General features: G+C 67.0%; 14 protein-coding genes. 8 read left to right on the top strand and 6 right to left on the bottom strand.

Annotated features, from left to right (window positions below; all coding sequences use genetic code 11):
- The first annotated feature begins 97 nt into the window (after window positions 1-97).
- Window positions 98-661 (top strand): helix-turn-helix domain-containing protein, encoded by a 564-nt coding sequence (locus tag BJ987_RS34280; RefSeq protein ID WP_209897184.1) that lies wholly within the window; start codon window positions 98-100, stop codon window positions 659-661.
- A 48-nt stretch (window positions 662-709) separates the two neighbouring features.
- On the opposite strand, the gene BJ987_RS34275 is transcribed toward BJ987_RS34280, so the two are convergent.
- Together BJ987_RS34275 and BJ987_RS34270 are read right to left on the bottom strand one after the other, a co-directional pair.
- Window positions 710-1,891, bottom strand: a complete 1,182-nt coding sequence (locus tag BJ987_RS34275; protein ID WP_307869840.1) for an ABC transporter permease — start codon at window positions 1,889-1,891, stop codon at window positions 710-712.
- Window positions 1,888-2,766 (bottom strand): ABC transporter ATP-binding protein, encoded by an 879-nt coding sequence (locus BJ987_RS34270; RefSeq protein ID WP_209897183.1) that lies wholly within the window; start codon window positions 2,764-2,766, stop codon window positions 1,888-1,890. Before BJ987_RS34270 ends, BJ987_RS34275 begins: the two co-directional genes overlap by 4 nt.
- A 140-nt stretch (window positions 2,767-2,906) precedes the next feature.
- Here BJ987_RS34270 and BJ987_RS34265 point away from each other — a divergent pair, with 140 nt between their 5' ends.
- Both BJ987_RS34265 and BJ987_RS34260 read left to right on the top strand, forming a co-directional pair.
- The gene (locus tag BJ987_RS34265) at window positions 2,907-3,395 is read left to right on the top strand and encodes an FBP domain-containing protein (protein WP_209897182.1); all 489 of its coding nucleotides are present in this window, start codon (window positions 2,907-2,909) and stop codon (window positions 3,393-3,395) included.
- 330 nt (window positions 3,396-3,725) lie between these two features.
- A complete protein-coding gene (locus BJ987_RS34260) occupies window positions 3,726-3,908 on the top strand; it encodes a hypothetical protein (protein ID WP_209897181.1) in 183 nt (60 codons plus the stop codon).
- A 49-nt stretch (window positions 3,909-3,957) separates the two neighbouring features.
- Here BJ987_RS34260 and BJ987_RS34255 read toward each other — a convergent pair whose 3' ends face one another.
- Together BJ987_RS34255 and BJ987_RS34250 are read right to left on the bottom strand one after the other, a co-directional pair.
- Window positions 3,958-4,482 carry an AAA family ATPase gene (locus BJ987_RS34255; RefSeq protein ID WP_209897180.1) on the bottom strand — a complete coding sequence of 175 codons (525 nt, stop codon included), beginning with the start codon at window positions 4,480-4,482 and terminating at the stop codon, window positions 3,958-3,960.
- Between the two features lie 17 nt (window positions 4,483-4,499).
- Window positions 4,500-5,381, bottom strand: a complete 882-nt coding sequence (locus tag BJ987_RS34250; protein ID WP_209897179.1) for a LysR family transcriptional regulator ArgP — start codon at window positions 5,379-5,381, stop codon at window positions 4,500-4,502.
- Between the two features lie 71 nt (window positions 5,382-5,452).
- Here BJ987_RS34250 and BJ987_RS34245 point away from each other — a divergent pair, with 71 nt between their 5' ends.
- Together BJ987_RS34245 and BJ987_RS34240 are read left to right on the top strand one after the other, a co-directional pair.
- The gene (locus tag BJ987_RS34245) at window positions 5,453-6,076 is read left to right on the top strand and encodes a LysE/ArgO family amino acid transporter (protein WP_307869839.1); all 624 of its coding nucleotides are present in this window, start codon (window positions 5,453-5,455) and stop codon (window positions 6,074-6,076) included.
- Window positions 6,077-6,370: 294 nt separating this feature from the next.
- Entirely contained in the window at window positions 6,371-7,369 is a 999-nt protein-coding gene (locus BJ987_RS34240; protein ID WP_245367765.1) for a YdcF family protein, read from the top strand.
- Here the strand turns inward: BJ987_RS34240 and BJ987_RS34235 are convergent.
- Window positions 7,366-8,106, bottom strand: coding sequence for a glucose 1-dehydrogenase (locus tag BJ987_RS34235; RefSeq protein ID WP_209897177.1), 741 nt, complete (start codon window positions 8,104-8,106; stop codon window positions 7,366-7,368). The two genes, BJ987_RS34240 and BJ987_RS34235, sit on opposite strands and share 4 nt — an antisense overlap.
- Window positions 8,107-8,275: 169 nt before the next feature.
- Between BJ987_RS34235 and BJ987_RS34230 the strand changes: the two genes are divergently transcribed.
- Window positions 8,276-9,208 (top strand): alpha/beta fold hydrolase, encoded by a 933-nt coding sequence (locus tag BJ987_RS34230; RefSeq protein WP_209897176.1) that lies wholly within the window; start codon window positions 8,276-8,278, stop codon window positions 9,206-9,208.
- A 32-nt stretch (window positions 9,209-9,240) separates the two neighbouring features.
- Here the strand turns inward: BJ987_RS34230 and BJ987_RS34225 are convergent, their stop codons facing one another.
- Window positions 9,241-10,635, bottom strand: coding sequence for a WS/DGAT/MGAT family O-acyltransferase (locus BJ987_RS34225; RefSeq protein ID WP_209897175.1), 1,395 nt, complete (start codon window positions 10,633-10,635; stop codon window positions 9,241-9,243).
- 289 nt (window positions 10,636-10,924) lie between these two features.
- Here BJ987_RS34225 and BJ987_RS34220 point away from each other — a divergent pair, with 289 nt between their 5' ends.
- A complete protein-coding gene (locus BJ987_RS34220) occupies window positions 10,925-11,827 on the top strand; it encodes a metal-dependent hydrolase (protein WP_209897174.1) in 903 nt (300 codons plus the stop codon).
- On the top strand, window positions 11,824-12,930 hold the full coding sequence (locus tag BJ987_RS34215; RefSeq protein ID WP_209897173.1) for a PDR/VanB family oxidoreductase: 1,107 nt from the start codon (window positions 11,824-11,826) through the stop codon (window positions 12,928-12,930). Before BJ987_RS34220 ends, BJ987_RS34215 begins: the two co-directional genes overlap by 4 nt.
- Window positions 12,931-12,944 lie beyond the last annotated feature (14 nt).

The raw sequence follows: 12,944 nt of genomic DNA, 5'->3' as shown, positions 1-12,944 counted from the left end.
GGCACGCCGAGGCAGGGCGCCTGTCGGAAATATCGGCGAACGCATGGCAATCTTCCCTGTGCTCCAAACGGAGCCAGTCCACAGGAGGGGTGTGTGTATGGCGAAAATGGGTAGGCGGAAGCGCTCGCGGCTCATCACGGCGGGTCTTCTGGCTCCGGACAAGACGCATCCGAAGGCGGGTCCGACACCCGCCGGAGCACCCACGCAGCCGCCGCTAACCACGCCGTCCAGGTCCGCGGCTCAGGTTGCCGGGCCCAAGTCGCAGGTTCCCGCACCCGAGTCCCAGGCTGTCGCGCCCAAGTCCCAGGCTGTCGCGCCCAAGACCCAGACAGCCGCGCCCAAAGCGCAGGCTCCGGCGACCGAGGCTGCTGCGCACACAACCCAGGCAGTCGCGTCGGACTCCACCACCAGCGCCCCGGAACGCCTGGACGTCACGGCCCTCGCCGAGCGAGTCAAAGCCCGTCGCCGCGAAAAGGGCTGGACCCAAGCCGATGTCGCTCGCAACGGCGGACCGTCGGCCGGCACCGTAAGCCAGATCGAACGCTGCCTGAGCGAGGAGCCCGCCGCGGACACGCTGGCCAAGCTCGACGCCGGTCTCGAATGGCCGGAGCGCACCAGTGAATCCATTTTGCGCGGCGAAATGGCCGGCGCGCTTTCCTGATCCATCCGTCGTCCCCTGACCGGCTTGCTGGTCAGGGGGCCGGGCGGTTCAGTCCTCGACCTCCAGTGCCTGCCGAATCGTCAAGCGCCCCTGCGTCTGCATGAGTCCGCGCCGGTAGATCTTTTCGGCGGCCAGCACGATGCCGTAAGTCGCGGCGGCCATCAGAGCGAGCGCGATGAACGGTTCCCACCAGGCTGCGGTGCCGGCGGCCAGCCGTCCGGGCATGCCCACGATGGAGACGATCGGGACGTAGGAGGCATAGGTCAATGCGGTGCCGGACAGGAAGATTCCGGCGAACAGCACCAGCATGATGAACATCGACACCGGCATCGCGGTGGATTGCAGGTCCTCGGAACGGGTCGCCAGCGCGCCCGCGACCGCCCACAGGCTGGCCAGGGCGAGGAAGCCCACCAGGAAGAAGACGATGAACCAGCCTGCCGCGCTGCCGATCTGGGTGATCTGATCGCCTTTACCGATCGCCGACAAGCCGATCAGCCCGGCGGCCACGAACAGCGCGAGCTGCGCGAAAGCCATGACGGCATTGCCCACGACCTTGCCGATCAGCAATTGCCGCAACGGAATAGCGCTGGCGAGGATCTCCACGATGCGGTTCTGCTTCTCCTCCAGCACGCTCTGCGCGATGGTCATGCCGAACATGGTCGAGGCCATATAGAACAGAAACGCGAAGACGAACGACACGATCTTCGCCAAACCCGGGTCGACGCCGGTGGGGTCGAGCAAGTCGTAGCCGACGGTCGCGCCGCGGGTGAGTTCGGTCATCGATGTTCCGGCCGCGGCCGCGTTGCGTTGCAAGGCGATCTGCTGTGCGGCCGCGGTGAGATAGGTTTTCGCGTCGTCGTCCTCGGCGGCCCGGCCGATCAGCCGCCAGCCGGAATCGCCCGGCACCAGCCCGACGTCCACCTCGTCGTCGCGCACTCGCCGTTCGACCGCGGCGACATCGGTTTCGGGGTGCGCGGTGAACTCGACCTTCTTCCCCTCGGCCAGGGTGTTGGCGACCTCGATGACCTCCCCGGCGCCCTGGCCGCTGATCGCGACATCGAGTTCGTCGGTGCGGTTGTTCAAGAATCCACTGAGGGCCAGGGTGGCGACGATCACCGCGATGGTGATGACCGTGGACACCAGGAAGTTGCGGTCGCGCAGCTTCACGGTGATCTCGCGCTGTGCGACGATGCGCCACAGCCCGCGCGGCGCGGTTTCCGGGATGCTCACGCTGTCACCTCTCGATAGATTTCGGACACCGTCGGCCGGACCGCGGCCAGTTCGCGTACCGAACCGCGTCGCAGAGCCTCGGCGAGCAGGTCGTCGGTGCTGATGCCGTCGAGTTCCAGCAGGGTGCCCGGCCCGTCCTCCTCGATGACGCGCACGCCCCCGAAACCGCGCAGCCACCCGGGGTCGCCGCCGAGCACCAGCCGGTACCGGGTGTGGCCACCGGCGCGCAGTTCATCGGCGGACCCGGCCCCGACGACCTTGCCGCGGGACAGGATGACCAGCTGATCGCACAACCGCTCCACCAGATCGAGCTGATGTGAGGAGAACAGCACCGGCACACCGCGAGAGGTGTACTCCCGCAACAATTCCGCCATGGAGTCGACCGCGAGCGGGTCCAGTCCGGAGAACGGTTCGTCGAGGATCAGCGCCTTCGGTTCGGCGATCACCGCGGCCGCGATCTGCACGCGCTGCTGATTGCCCAGTGACAGCGACTCCAGTTTGTCCTTGCCGCGTGCACCGAGCTGGAAACGTTCCAGCAACTCCGCGGACCGTTGCCGCGCGGCCGCCGCGGATAGTCCGCGCAGGCGCGCCAGATACACCAGCTGATCGAGCACCGGCTGCTTCGGATAGAGCCCGCGCTCCTCGGGCATGTACCCGAATGCCCGGCGATCGGCGGTCGTCACCGGCCGCCCGTCCCAGCGGACGGCGCCGCCGTGAATGGCGAGCACGCCCATGATCATGCGCATGGTGGTGGTCTTGCCCGCACCGTTGCCACCGACGAATCCGGTCAACGCGCCGGCGGGCACCGTGAATGTGACGCCGTCCACGGCCACGTCGGCGCCGAACCGCCGTACCAAATCAGCGACTTCGAGCATCGAACCCCCTTGACTGATGGTGGCTTCAACCCTACCGATGCTTGTCGCGTCGGCAGGGGCCAAAAAATAGTTTGCCCAGCTAACGGTCAGCCCGTACCGTCGCTTCCGTTTTGTCCACACCCAACCGAGGAGAGTCAGCCATGCAAGCCGTCACCGAACGCGACATCAGGTCGTCGTTCGTCAACTGTTCCAAGGGCGACGCCAAACGCCTGCCCGTCCCGAAGGACCTGGACGCCCCACCCTGGGACGACCTGGACTTCTTCGGCTGGACCGACCCGTCCTACCCCGGCCGCTGCTATCTCGTCTTCCCGCAGGACGACCGCCTCGTCGGCGTCGCACTGCGCCACGAGACCGGCGGATCCGGCCGGGCCCAGATGTGCTCGATCTGCAAGACCACGCACACCGGCAGCGGCGTATCGCTGCTGACCGCGGCCAAGGCGGGCGAATCCGGGCGCAAGGGCAACACGGTCGGCACCTACATGTGCACCGACCTGGCCTGTTCGCTGTACGCGCGCAACAAGCGGAGTCCCGGCGCGGGCCGCCGGTACCGCGAGGACCTGTCCGAAGAGGAGAAGATCGAGCGGGTCCGGGAGAACATGGCCGCGTTCATCTCCAGGCTGTACGCCTAGTTCCGCACTGAACTGAAAACCGACCAGAAACGGAGGTAGATGCGATGCGCCGACATTCAGCGCCGCGTTCCAGATCGACAGCCGAGCACCCCGAGTTCCGCGATTCCGCACCGGAACTCGGGGTGCGCCGCATTCCTCGCCGGTCGAGACGGCCTGACAGTGCCCCGGGCCGCGTCATCCGCCGAGGAATGAATTCACGCCGCGGCGAACGACTTTGGGTCCCAACCGGTGAGGCAGGGTAACGATTCGGCCGATATTCGGGTACGCGCGCTTCGATTCCCGGATGATCGGGAACTCCTGGGCAACCACCTCAGGTGCAAGGAGGCCGAGATGAAAGAGTTCGCGTGCGGTGACTGCTGGCGCCGCGACAACCTGACCTTCAAACAGCGACTGGATCCCGCCTACATCCGCCCCGGATACCTGCGCCTGTGCGACGAGCACCGGGCCAGCCAGGAAGAACTGCGCCCCTGGGCCCGGTTCACCCCGACCTCGGAGCTGCCCAGGACAGCCTGAGCGCCACCGCGATTCGGTCCGGTTCCCCTGGGCGCCGGACCGAACCGCGTCAGTGGTGCGGTTGCGCGCGGGTAAGGATCGCGTCGACGGTCTGCTCGACGGTCAGGTCCGTGCTGTCCAGCCACAGACCCAGGCGGGGCGTGGTTTCGCGCAGCCCGGTGTCGAGATCCTCGACGGTGAACGTCCCGTAGGCGGATTTGCCGCGGGCGGCCTCACGGGCGGCCACGGCGGCCGGTTGCGGCGCCAATACCACGACATACAGTGGGCGCGTGCGGATCTGCGCGATGGTCCACGGCAGCAGGTCGCCGAAGATGTTGTCCTGCAATACCGCGGTGAAACCCGCTGCCGCGTACTCGTCGGCGGCGTGTGCCGCCAGCCGGTGCCGCAGACGCAGCTGATCGAGGGCTTCCGGCGCGGGCTCGGGGCTCATCTCCACCCGGCCGTTGACGACGAATCGGCGGAACGCGTCGCCGCGCACATGCGCCGAACGCGGCAGCCGTTCCGCCAACGCCTGTGCGACGGTGGACTTTCCGGACGCCTGGATACCGGTGATCAGATAAACCGCGGATGCCATCGCACCATGATCGCAATTCAGCGCAGCGCTTCGGCCGCCGCGGTGGCGATGGCGGCCGCGACGCCGCTCAGCGCGGGGGAGTCCAGGCGCCACTGCTGCCAGTACAGCGGCCGATCGATGTAGGCGTCACCGTCGATCGACACCAGCCGGCCGGTGTCGCGGTCCTGCTCGGTTTGCAGGTCGGGCAGCATGCCCCAGCCGAGACCGAGCCGGACCGCCGCGCCGAACCCCGCCGAGGACGGCACATAGTGCCGTGGCGGGTCGACGGGCTTCTTTGTGCGGCGGCGGATTTGGCGATCCTGTAGATCGTCCTTGCGGTCGAACATGACCACCGGGGCGTGCGCGTAGCCCTCGGCGCCGGCACCGAACCAGGCCCGCGCGAAATCCGGCGTCGCCATCGCCCGGTAGCGCATATCCCCGAGTCTGGTCACCTTGCAACCCTGCACCGGCTGGGCGGTCGTGGTGATCGCCGCCATTACGGTGCCGTCGCGCAGCAGCTCGGTGGTGTGATCTTCGTCCTCGCGATGGATGTCGAAGCTGATGCCCGGCGCGACCCGGCTCAGCGCGGGCATCACCCACGTCTCCAGTGAATCGGCGTTGACGGCGATCGGCACCGGAACGAGGCGGCTGGCGGGTTGCTCGGGATCGCCGAGTTCGCGCGCCGTGTCGCCGGCCAGCAGCGCGATCTGACGGGCCAGCCGAAGCACGGCCATCCCCGATTCGGTGGGGCGCACCGGCTTGGTGCGCTGAACCAGGATGCGGCCCGCGGCATCCTCCAGTGCCTTGATTCGCTGACTGATCGCCGAGGGCGTGATGAGCAGGCGACGCGCGGCGGCTTCGAAGGTGCCCTCGGTGATCGCGGCGTCGAGCGCGCGGAGCTGATCCAGCTGGAGATCCATTAAGTAATTCTAATGATGCTTCAAAAACTTTAGCTGGCCTGGGGGTAGGCACCGCCTTAGCGTGGATCGCTGTGACGGTTTCTTCCGCGGCCACCGCCGCCATCTCAGGATTGGGTTTCGGTCTGTCGTTGATCATCGCGATCGGCGCGCAGAACGCCTTCGTGCTGCGCCAAGGAGTGCGCGGACAGCACATCTTCCCGGTGATCGCGGTGTGCGCGATCTCGGACGCGGTCCTGATCGCCGCGGGCGTGGGCGGGTTCGGTGTGCTGGTCGAATCCTTGCCCGGCCTGCTGACCGTGGTGCGCTACCTCGGCGCGGCCTTCCTGTTCGGCTACGCCGTACTCGCCGCCAAGCGCGTGTTCGCGTCCTCGGCGCTGATCACGGAATCGGCGGGCGCCTCCATGGCGCTCGGTGCCACCGTGCTCACCTGTCTGGCGCTGACCTGGTTGAACCCGCACGTCTACCTGGACACCGTGCTGCTGCTCGGCTCCTTCGCCAACACCTACACCTCGCCGGACAAGTGGTTCCTTGGTGCGGGGGCCATGCTCGCCAGTGTCATCTGGTTCACCGCGCTCGGCTATGGCGCTCGCCGCCTCGGCCCCCTTTTCGCCCGCCCCGCCGCCTGGCGTGTGCTGGATTCCGTGATCGCGGTCGTCATGCTGGCTCTGGCCATCGGCTTGATCACCTCCGCCTGAGCTCCGGTCACCCGATGTCGTGTGGACGTCGGAGGGTGAACCGGTATCCAGACCACCGGCTGCCTTTCCGGCCGGTCCGTGGAACTCGCCGACTGCGCCGCGGTCGGCCCCGCCGGACGATGGACCGTCTCGAAGTGATTCGGAGACTTGGTGATTCGCCCGACGCGCTGGCGAGGCCGAGTCTGGATGCGGTGCTTACCAGGCCATTCCGAGTGCCGGACGTGATGGTGGTCGCACGGCGCGTGCCGCGCGTTTGCTACCGCCGTTTCCGGATACCGTGACGTAGTGCTGCTGATGGTGGTCGGCCTGGTCCTGCTGGGTGTTTTCGCGTTGCGGTTCCGGACGGATCGGCGGCGGCTGGGTAATGGGGTATTCCTATTGCTCGGCTCGATCTGCGTGGGGGTGGGGGCGGCAGCGGACGACCGGGACGGCGTCGTCGGCTTGCTCGCGGGTTTGCTGATTGTGCTGTCCCCGTTGCTCATGGTGGCGCTGGCCGCGCTCCTGATCGTCAACGGGGTGCAGTTGTTGCGGCGGGAGGGGTTACACGTCGCGAACCTGCTGTCGTTCGGGCTGGGCATCGTCCTGCTCGTGCCGTACGCGCTGTTGTTCGTAGCCCTGGCCACCGAGAATCTGTGGTTCGTGTTCGCGCTCGCCTCGGTGTTGACGGCAGCGAGCTACGTCGGCTTCCTGTTGCTCGCGTTCTTGCTGTACTCGTTCGTCTACGGCCGGGCACCCTATCGGCCGGGCATGACGGCGATCGTGGTGCACGGCTCGGGCCTGCTCGGTGATCAGGTGCCCCCGTTGCTGGCCGGCCGGCTGGACCGGGCGATGGAGGTGTATCGCACCGAAGTCGCCGCCGGTCGGCATCCACTGCTGGTGACCAGTGGTGGCAAGGGCTCCGACGAAGCCGTGTCCGAGGCCGCTGCCATGGCGCGCTACCTGGTCGATCAGGGAGTTCCCGCCGAAGCCGTACTGCTGGAGGATCGTTCGGAAACCACTCGCGAAAACCTGCGGTATTCCAAGCAACTGCTGGATGCCCGCGGCGTGGCCGGACCGATGGTGCTCGTCACCAGCAATTTCCATATCTTGCGTACCGCTGTCCTGGCCCGGCAGCTCGGCCTCGATGCCGAAGTGGTCGGCTCGAGGACGGCGTTCTACTACCTGCCCAGCGCGGTGCTGCGCGAATTCGCCGCCGTTGTCTACGAGAACAAGTGGGCGCACGCCCTGGCCTGCCTGGCGTGCGCCGCACTACCCGCGTTGCTGGTGTTGTTCGTGCAGTCGATGCCCGGCTAGAAGGTCTTGTGCGGGATTCCGGCGGTGAGGCCGCCGTCGATGACGAATTCCGCTCCGGTGGAATAGGAGGACTCGTCACTGGCCAGGTAGGTGACCAGGTTCGACACCTCCGCTGGGTCGGCCGCGCGCTTCAGCGGGATCTGCAGGAAATCGGCGGGGATGCCTTCGGTCATCGGCGTGGTGATCAAGCCCGGATGCACCGAATTCACCCGAATGTTGTACTGCGCCAACTCGAGTGCCGTCGACTTGGTCAGCCCGCGGACCGCGAACTTGGTGGCGGTATAGCCGTGCAGACCCGGACTGCCGCGCATGCCCTCCACCGAGGAGATATTGACGATCGAGCCGCCGCCCGCCTCGATCATGGCCGGGACCGCGGCTTGCATACCGAGGAACGTGCCGGTGAGGTTGATGTCGATGATGCGCTGCCACTCGGACAACTCGAAGTCGACCAGCAGGTTCCCGTTGACGATGCCCGCATTGTTGACCAGCACGTTCAGCGCGCCGAACCGCTGCACCGCTTCGGTGACCGCGTCCACCCACGGCTGCTTCTCGCGCACGTCGAGCGGCACGTAGGCGGCGTGGTCGCCGAGTTCCTTTGCCAGCGCGGCGCCTTCGTCGTCCAGGATGTCGCCGAGCACCACCCGCGCGTCCTCGGCCACCATGGCCCGGGCGTGCGCGGCGCCCATGCCGCGGGCGCCACCACTGATCAATGCCACCTTGCCGGTCAACCGACCCATGCGGGATACCTCCGTCTATCGCAGCTGATTCAGTGGCACACGTTACAGAAGCTTGGTGTAATTCCGCCGAGATCGGTTACCGCTCAGCGGGACAGGCTGCGCTGAGGGCCGATACGCCCGGTCCTCGGCTGTGGCATCATCGAGTAGAACGCGTTCTAGGAGGCCGACGATGGACCCCGACCGAAATGCGGCGGCCGTGCCGATGCGAAAGTTCGGCAGGGCCGGTGTCCCCGATATCGCCGAGGTGCCCGGTGGGAAACTCCTGGAACTGCCGGGACGCGGACGCACCTACGTGGTCGACATCCCCGGTCCCGCGGGCGCGCCCACCCTGTTCCTGTTGCACGGCACCGCGTCCACGGCCTACCTCACCTGGTTTCCGGCGCTCCAGGTCCTCGCGCGCGAGTTCCGGGTGGTGCTGTTCGATCAGCGCTGGCACGGCCGCGGTATCCAATCCGAGCGGTTCACTGTGCAGGACTGCGCCGATGACGTGATCGCGGTCGCCGACGCGCTCGGCGTGCCCGACCCGATCTGTGTCGGCTACTCCCTCGGCGGTGTCGTGGCCCAGCTTGCCGCACATCGGCATCCGGATCGTGTGCTCGGACTCGTCCTGTGCGCCACGCCCTACCGCTTCCAGGAGAAGTGGCGGGAGCGCGCCTTCCATCTTGCCTGGGGCGCGTTCGCCGACGCGGTCGGCCCGTATTCGCTGCGGCGGGCCCGGGAACTGTTGCGGCGCTTGCCGGAACTGCCGGAACACACCTGGACCCGGGGCGGGATGCAGCGCTGGGCGATGACGGAGCTGCGCAGCACCAGTGGCTGGGCGGTCGCGCAGGTCATCGCGGCGGTGGGCCGATTCGACAGCAGCGCTTGGCTTTCCGGGATCGACGCGCCCACCGCGGTGGTGATCACCACCAAGGACAAGGCGATCCCGGTATACCGGCAGCTGGAGCTGGCGACGCTGATCCCCGGCGCCAGTATCCATCTGGTGAAGGCGGGGCACACGGCCTGCGCGTTCGCGGCCGACAAATTCGTGCCGGTACTGCTCGAGGCATGCGAGGCGGTGGCCGACCGGGCGGAGAAGGAGTCACGCGCGGCGAATCGGTAGCGCGGTCCGGTGCCGGTGAACGCGGCGGTGCGTCAGCCCAGAGTTCGTGCCGCACTCAGCAATTCGTCGATCGCGCCCGGGACGGCGTCGGCGAGTGCCGCGATGTCGGGTACCAGTTCCTTGCAGGCGATGAATCCGAAGTCGAGGTCGCCGTTGTTGGACAGCACGGTGATGGTCAGGCCCGCACCGTGGAAGACCGGTCCGAACGGATACATGCCGTCGACCTTGATGCCGAGGAAATACAGCGGCATGGGCGGTCCGGGCACGTTGGAGACGACCAGGTTGTGCACGACCGGATGGTGCTCGGCCAGTTTCAGTGCCGAGTAGACCCGCGCCGCCAGCTGGAATGTATTCGGCGGCGCGTACTTCGACCAATCCTGGAGGAAGTCCGCACCGACCAGATCGTGTTCCTCCTTGGCGCTCTGATTCGCTGCGGCCACCTTGCGCAGCCGCTCGACCGGGTCGGCGATATCGGTGCCGAGCTCGCAGAACAGTGACGACACCTTGTTGATGCCCTCGGTGTGCCGGGACTGCTCGTGCACCGAGACCGGCACCGAGGCGATCAGCGAACGATCCGGCAGCTCACCGTGTTTGTCCAGGTAGGCCCGGAGCACACCGCCGACGATGGTGAGCACCACGTCGTTGACCTTCGCGCCGAACGCGGCTTTGATCTCCTTGATCGCGCCCAGGTCCGCCTCGGTGAACGCGACGGAACGGTGCGGCGTGATGGCCATGTTGAACGGGGTGCGCGGCGCGGTCAGCGGTAATGCCATGCCCGCCTGGTCATTTCGCCGCCGTTGCGCGAAACCGGCGAGCAGCCCAAGGGTTTTCGGCACCATGCCCACTATCCCCGCTTTCCCGGGGAATCGGACGATGGCCTCGGCGAGCAGTCGCAGGTCGTTGGGCGCGGAGCCCGCCTTGCGCTCTTCGGCCGGGTCGACTCGATGCCGCTGCCCGGGTTCCATATCGCACAGGTGCATCATCATGTTCGTGCCGGTGATGCCGTCGACCGCGGCGTGATGGTATTTCGAGATCACCGCGACTTTGTCACCGTCGAAGCCCTCGACGACGGTCATCTCCCACAGCGGGCGATCGCGGTCCATCGGACGGCTGGCGATGTCGCCGATCAGTTCGGCCAGCTCGCGGCGTCCGCCGGGGTGGGGTATGCCGATGCGGCGCACGTGATAGTCGAGGTCGAAGTCCGGATCCTCGGCCCAGACCGGGTGGTCGAGGTTGAACGGCACCTCGTGGATCCGCCGCCGCATCTGCGGGATCAGGGGTAGCCGACGGCCGAGTTCGGCCTTGAATTCTTCGAATGAGTAGTCGCCTGTCGACGGGTCCAGGATCAAGAGGGCACAGACGTGCAGGTGCTGGGTCCCGGTCTCGAGGTACAGGAAGCTGGCATCCAATCCGGTTAGTCGCTCCATAGCCGAAGCCTACTGAAACGGGTTCTAATTCTTCGGCGCTTGGCGGTGGGATCGCAACAATGCTGGCGGGAAATGTCAAGGTGACCACGGCAATTCGATGGAGTGTGGTTGTGGTCGTCCATACGTTCGGGTGATCCGTGATGGTGGCCGGTAGTGGTCGCCGCTATGTGTGTTACTCGCAGTCCTACATATGTGTATGATCGGGACCACAGCCTTGAACGGGAGAGGTGCGCAGCGTCGCGGTCGGGTCCGGGCCGTGGTGTGGATCGTCAGGACCGAGGGAGTATCGATGAAGCTACTTCGCTGGTGGGAACGGCGACCGGAAGTCGATCCGGGGGAGGTCGCCCTGCACGCCCGCAATGTGCAATTCGACTGGGCCGATACGCCGCTGCACTGGATGCCCGCCGAGCCCATCGCCTCGCATCTGATCAATGCGCTGAACCTGCTGCTGCCGGAGGGGGAGCGGATGTTCTGCGCCGCCTACGCCGAGGCATTGCCCTTCGTCAAGGACGAGAAGCTGCGCGAGGCCATGCTCGGCTTCATCGGCCAGGAATCCATGCACGCCGAAACCCACGACCGGGTACTGCACGAAGTGCTCGCCGCCAACGGCATCGACCCGGAACCGTATGTGCGCCAAGCCGAATACCTGTTCCGCAAGACCCTCGGCCCGCGGGGCGGTGACGAGGTCGCCCAGCGGCAGGTCCTGGTCGAGCGGCTGGCGTTCATCGCCTGCCTGGAGCATTTCTTCGCCTACCTGGGCGACTGGATCCTCAACGCGGACCTGGAGAAGTTCGGCGCCGAACCGCGCATGGCCGACCTGTTCCGCTGGCACGGCGCCGAAGAAGTCGAGCACCGGCACGTCGCCCATGATGTGGCGGTTTACTTCGGTGCGGGTTATGTGCGGCGCGCGGCGCTGATGACGCTGACGTTCCCGATCTTCCTCACCCTGGTGGTGCGCGGCACCAAGTTCATGGTGCATCAGGATCCGGAACTACCCGATTACGGCTACCCGCGCCTGCTCACCCGGGTCTTCGGCTCCATGTGGCGCGGCGCGCTGCCCGGCATGCCCTCCCTGCTGCTCAGCGCGCTGTCGACCTTCAAGCCCGGCTACGACCCCGGCTCGGTCGGATCGACCGCGCAGGCCGTCGCCTACCTCGCGAAATCTCCTGCCGCGCAGGCTGTCGCGTCGTGACGCTACGACCCGTCCCGGAACAGTTGCCCGCGGACCTGTTCGGCAAGCCCACCCAGGACCGGGCGATCAAGTTCGTCGATGTGGTCGCCTCCACCCGGATGCGCTGGACCGCGATCGTCAATCGCAAGGACCTCGCCCCGCGTGCCGACGATCATCGGCTGGCGCTGGTGGTGACCGAACGCCGGATCGAAGCACACGACCAAGACGTGGTCAGTCTGCTGTTGCGAGCCCCCGATCGGCGTGAACTGCCGCCGTGGCGGCCCGGTGCGCACCTGGATCTGGAGTTGCCCTCGGGTCGGCTACGGCAGTATTCGCTGTGCGGCGACCCCGCCGACTCGCGCACCTATCGGATCGCGGTACGCCGGATCCCCGATGGTGGCGGCGGGTCCAACGAGGTGCACGACGAATTGACGGTCGGCACAACACTTGTGGTGCGCGGACCGCGCAATGCCTTCCCGTTCGCCGTTCCGGGCCACGGATCACCCGCTGCCCGTTTGCATTTCGTGGCGGGCGGAATCGGCATCACGCCCATCCTGCCCATGGTGCGGCTGGCGGTGCGGCTGGGGCTGGACTGGTCGATGGTCTATACGGGACGTAGCCGCGACACCATCCCGTTCCTCGACGAGATCGAGAGCTTCGGTGCCCGGGTCACCGTGCGCACCGACGACGAGCACGGCCTGCCGGACGCCTCCGCACTGCTGCCCGGCGTCACCACCGATACCGCCGTCTACTGCTGCGGCCCGGTGCCGATGATCGGCTCCATCGCCGCCGCGGTCCGCGAAATGCCCGGCGTGGAACTACATTCCGAGCGTTTCTCGCCCCCGCCGATCGTGAACGGCAAGGCGTTCGAGATCGAATTCGCCGCCACCGGAGAGGTGGTCGAGGTGCCGGCGGACAAGTCCGCGCTGGACGCCGTCCTGGAGCGCCGCCCGGATCGTCCGTACTCGTGTCGTCAAGGCTTCTGCCGCACCTGCAAAGTCCGGGTGCTGGCCGGCGAACCCGACCATCGCGAAACCGTGCTGACCCCCGCCGAACACGACGCCGGAGCCATGCTGATCTGCGTATCACGCTGCGACGGCGGCCGTTTGGTGCTCGACCTCTGACCACGAAATAGGAG

This window comes from Nocardia goodfellowii (genome assembly GCF_017875645.1).
Taxonomy (GTDB): Bacteria; Actinomycetota; Actinomycetes; order Mycobacteriales; family Mycobacteriaceae; genus Nocardia; species Nocardia goodfellowii.
This window is presented reverse-complemented; position numbering and strand designations above follow the sequence as displayed.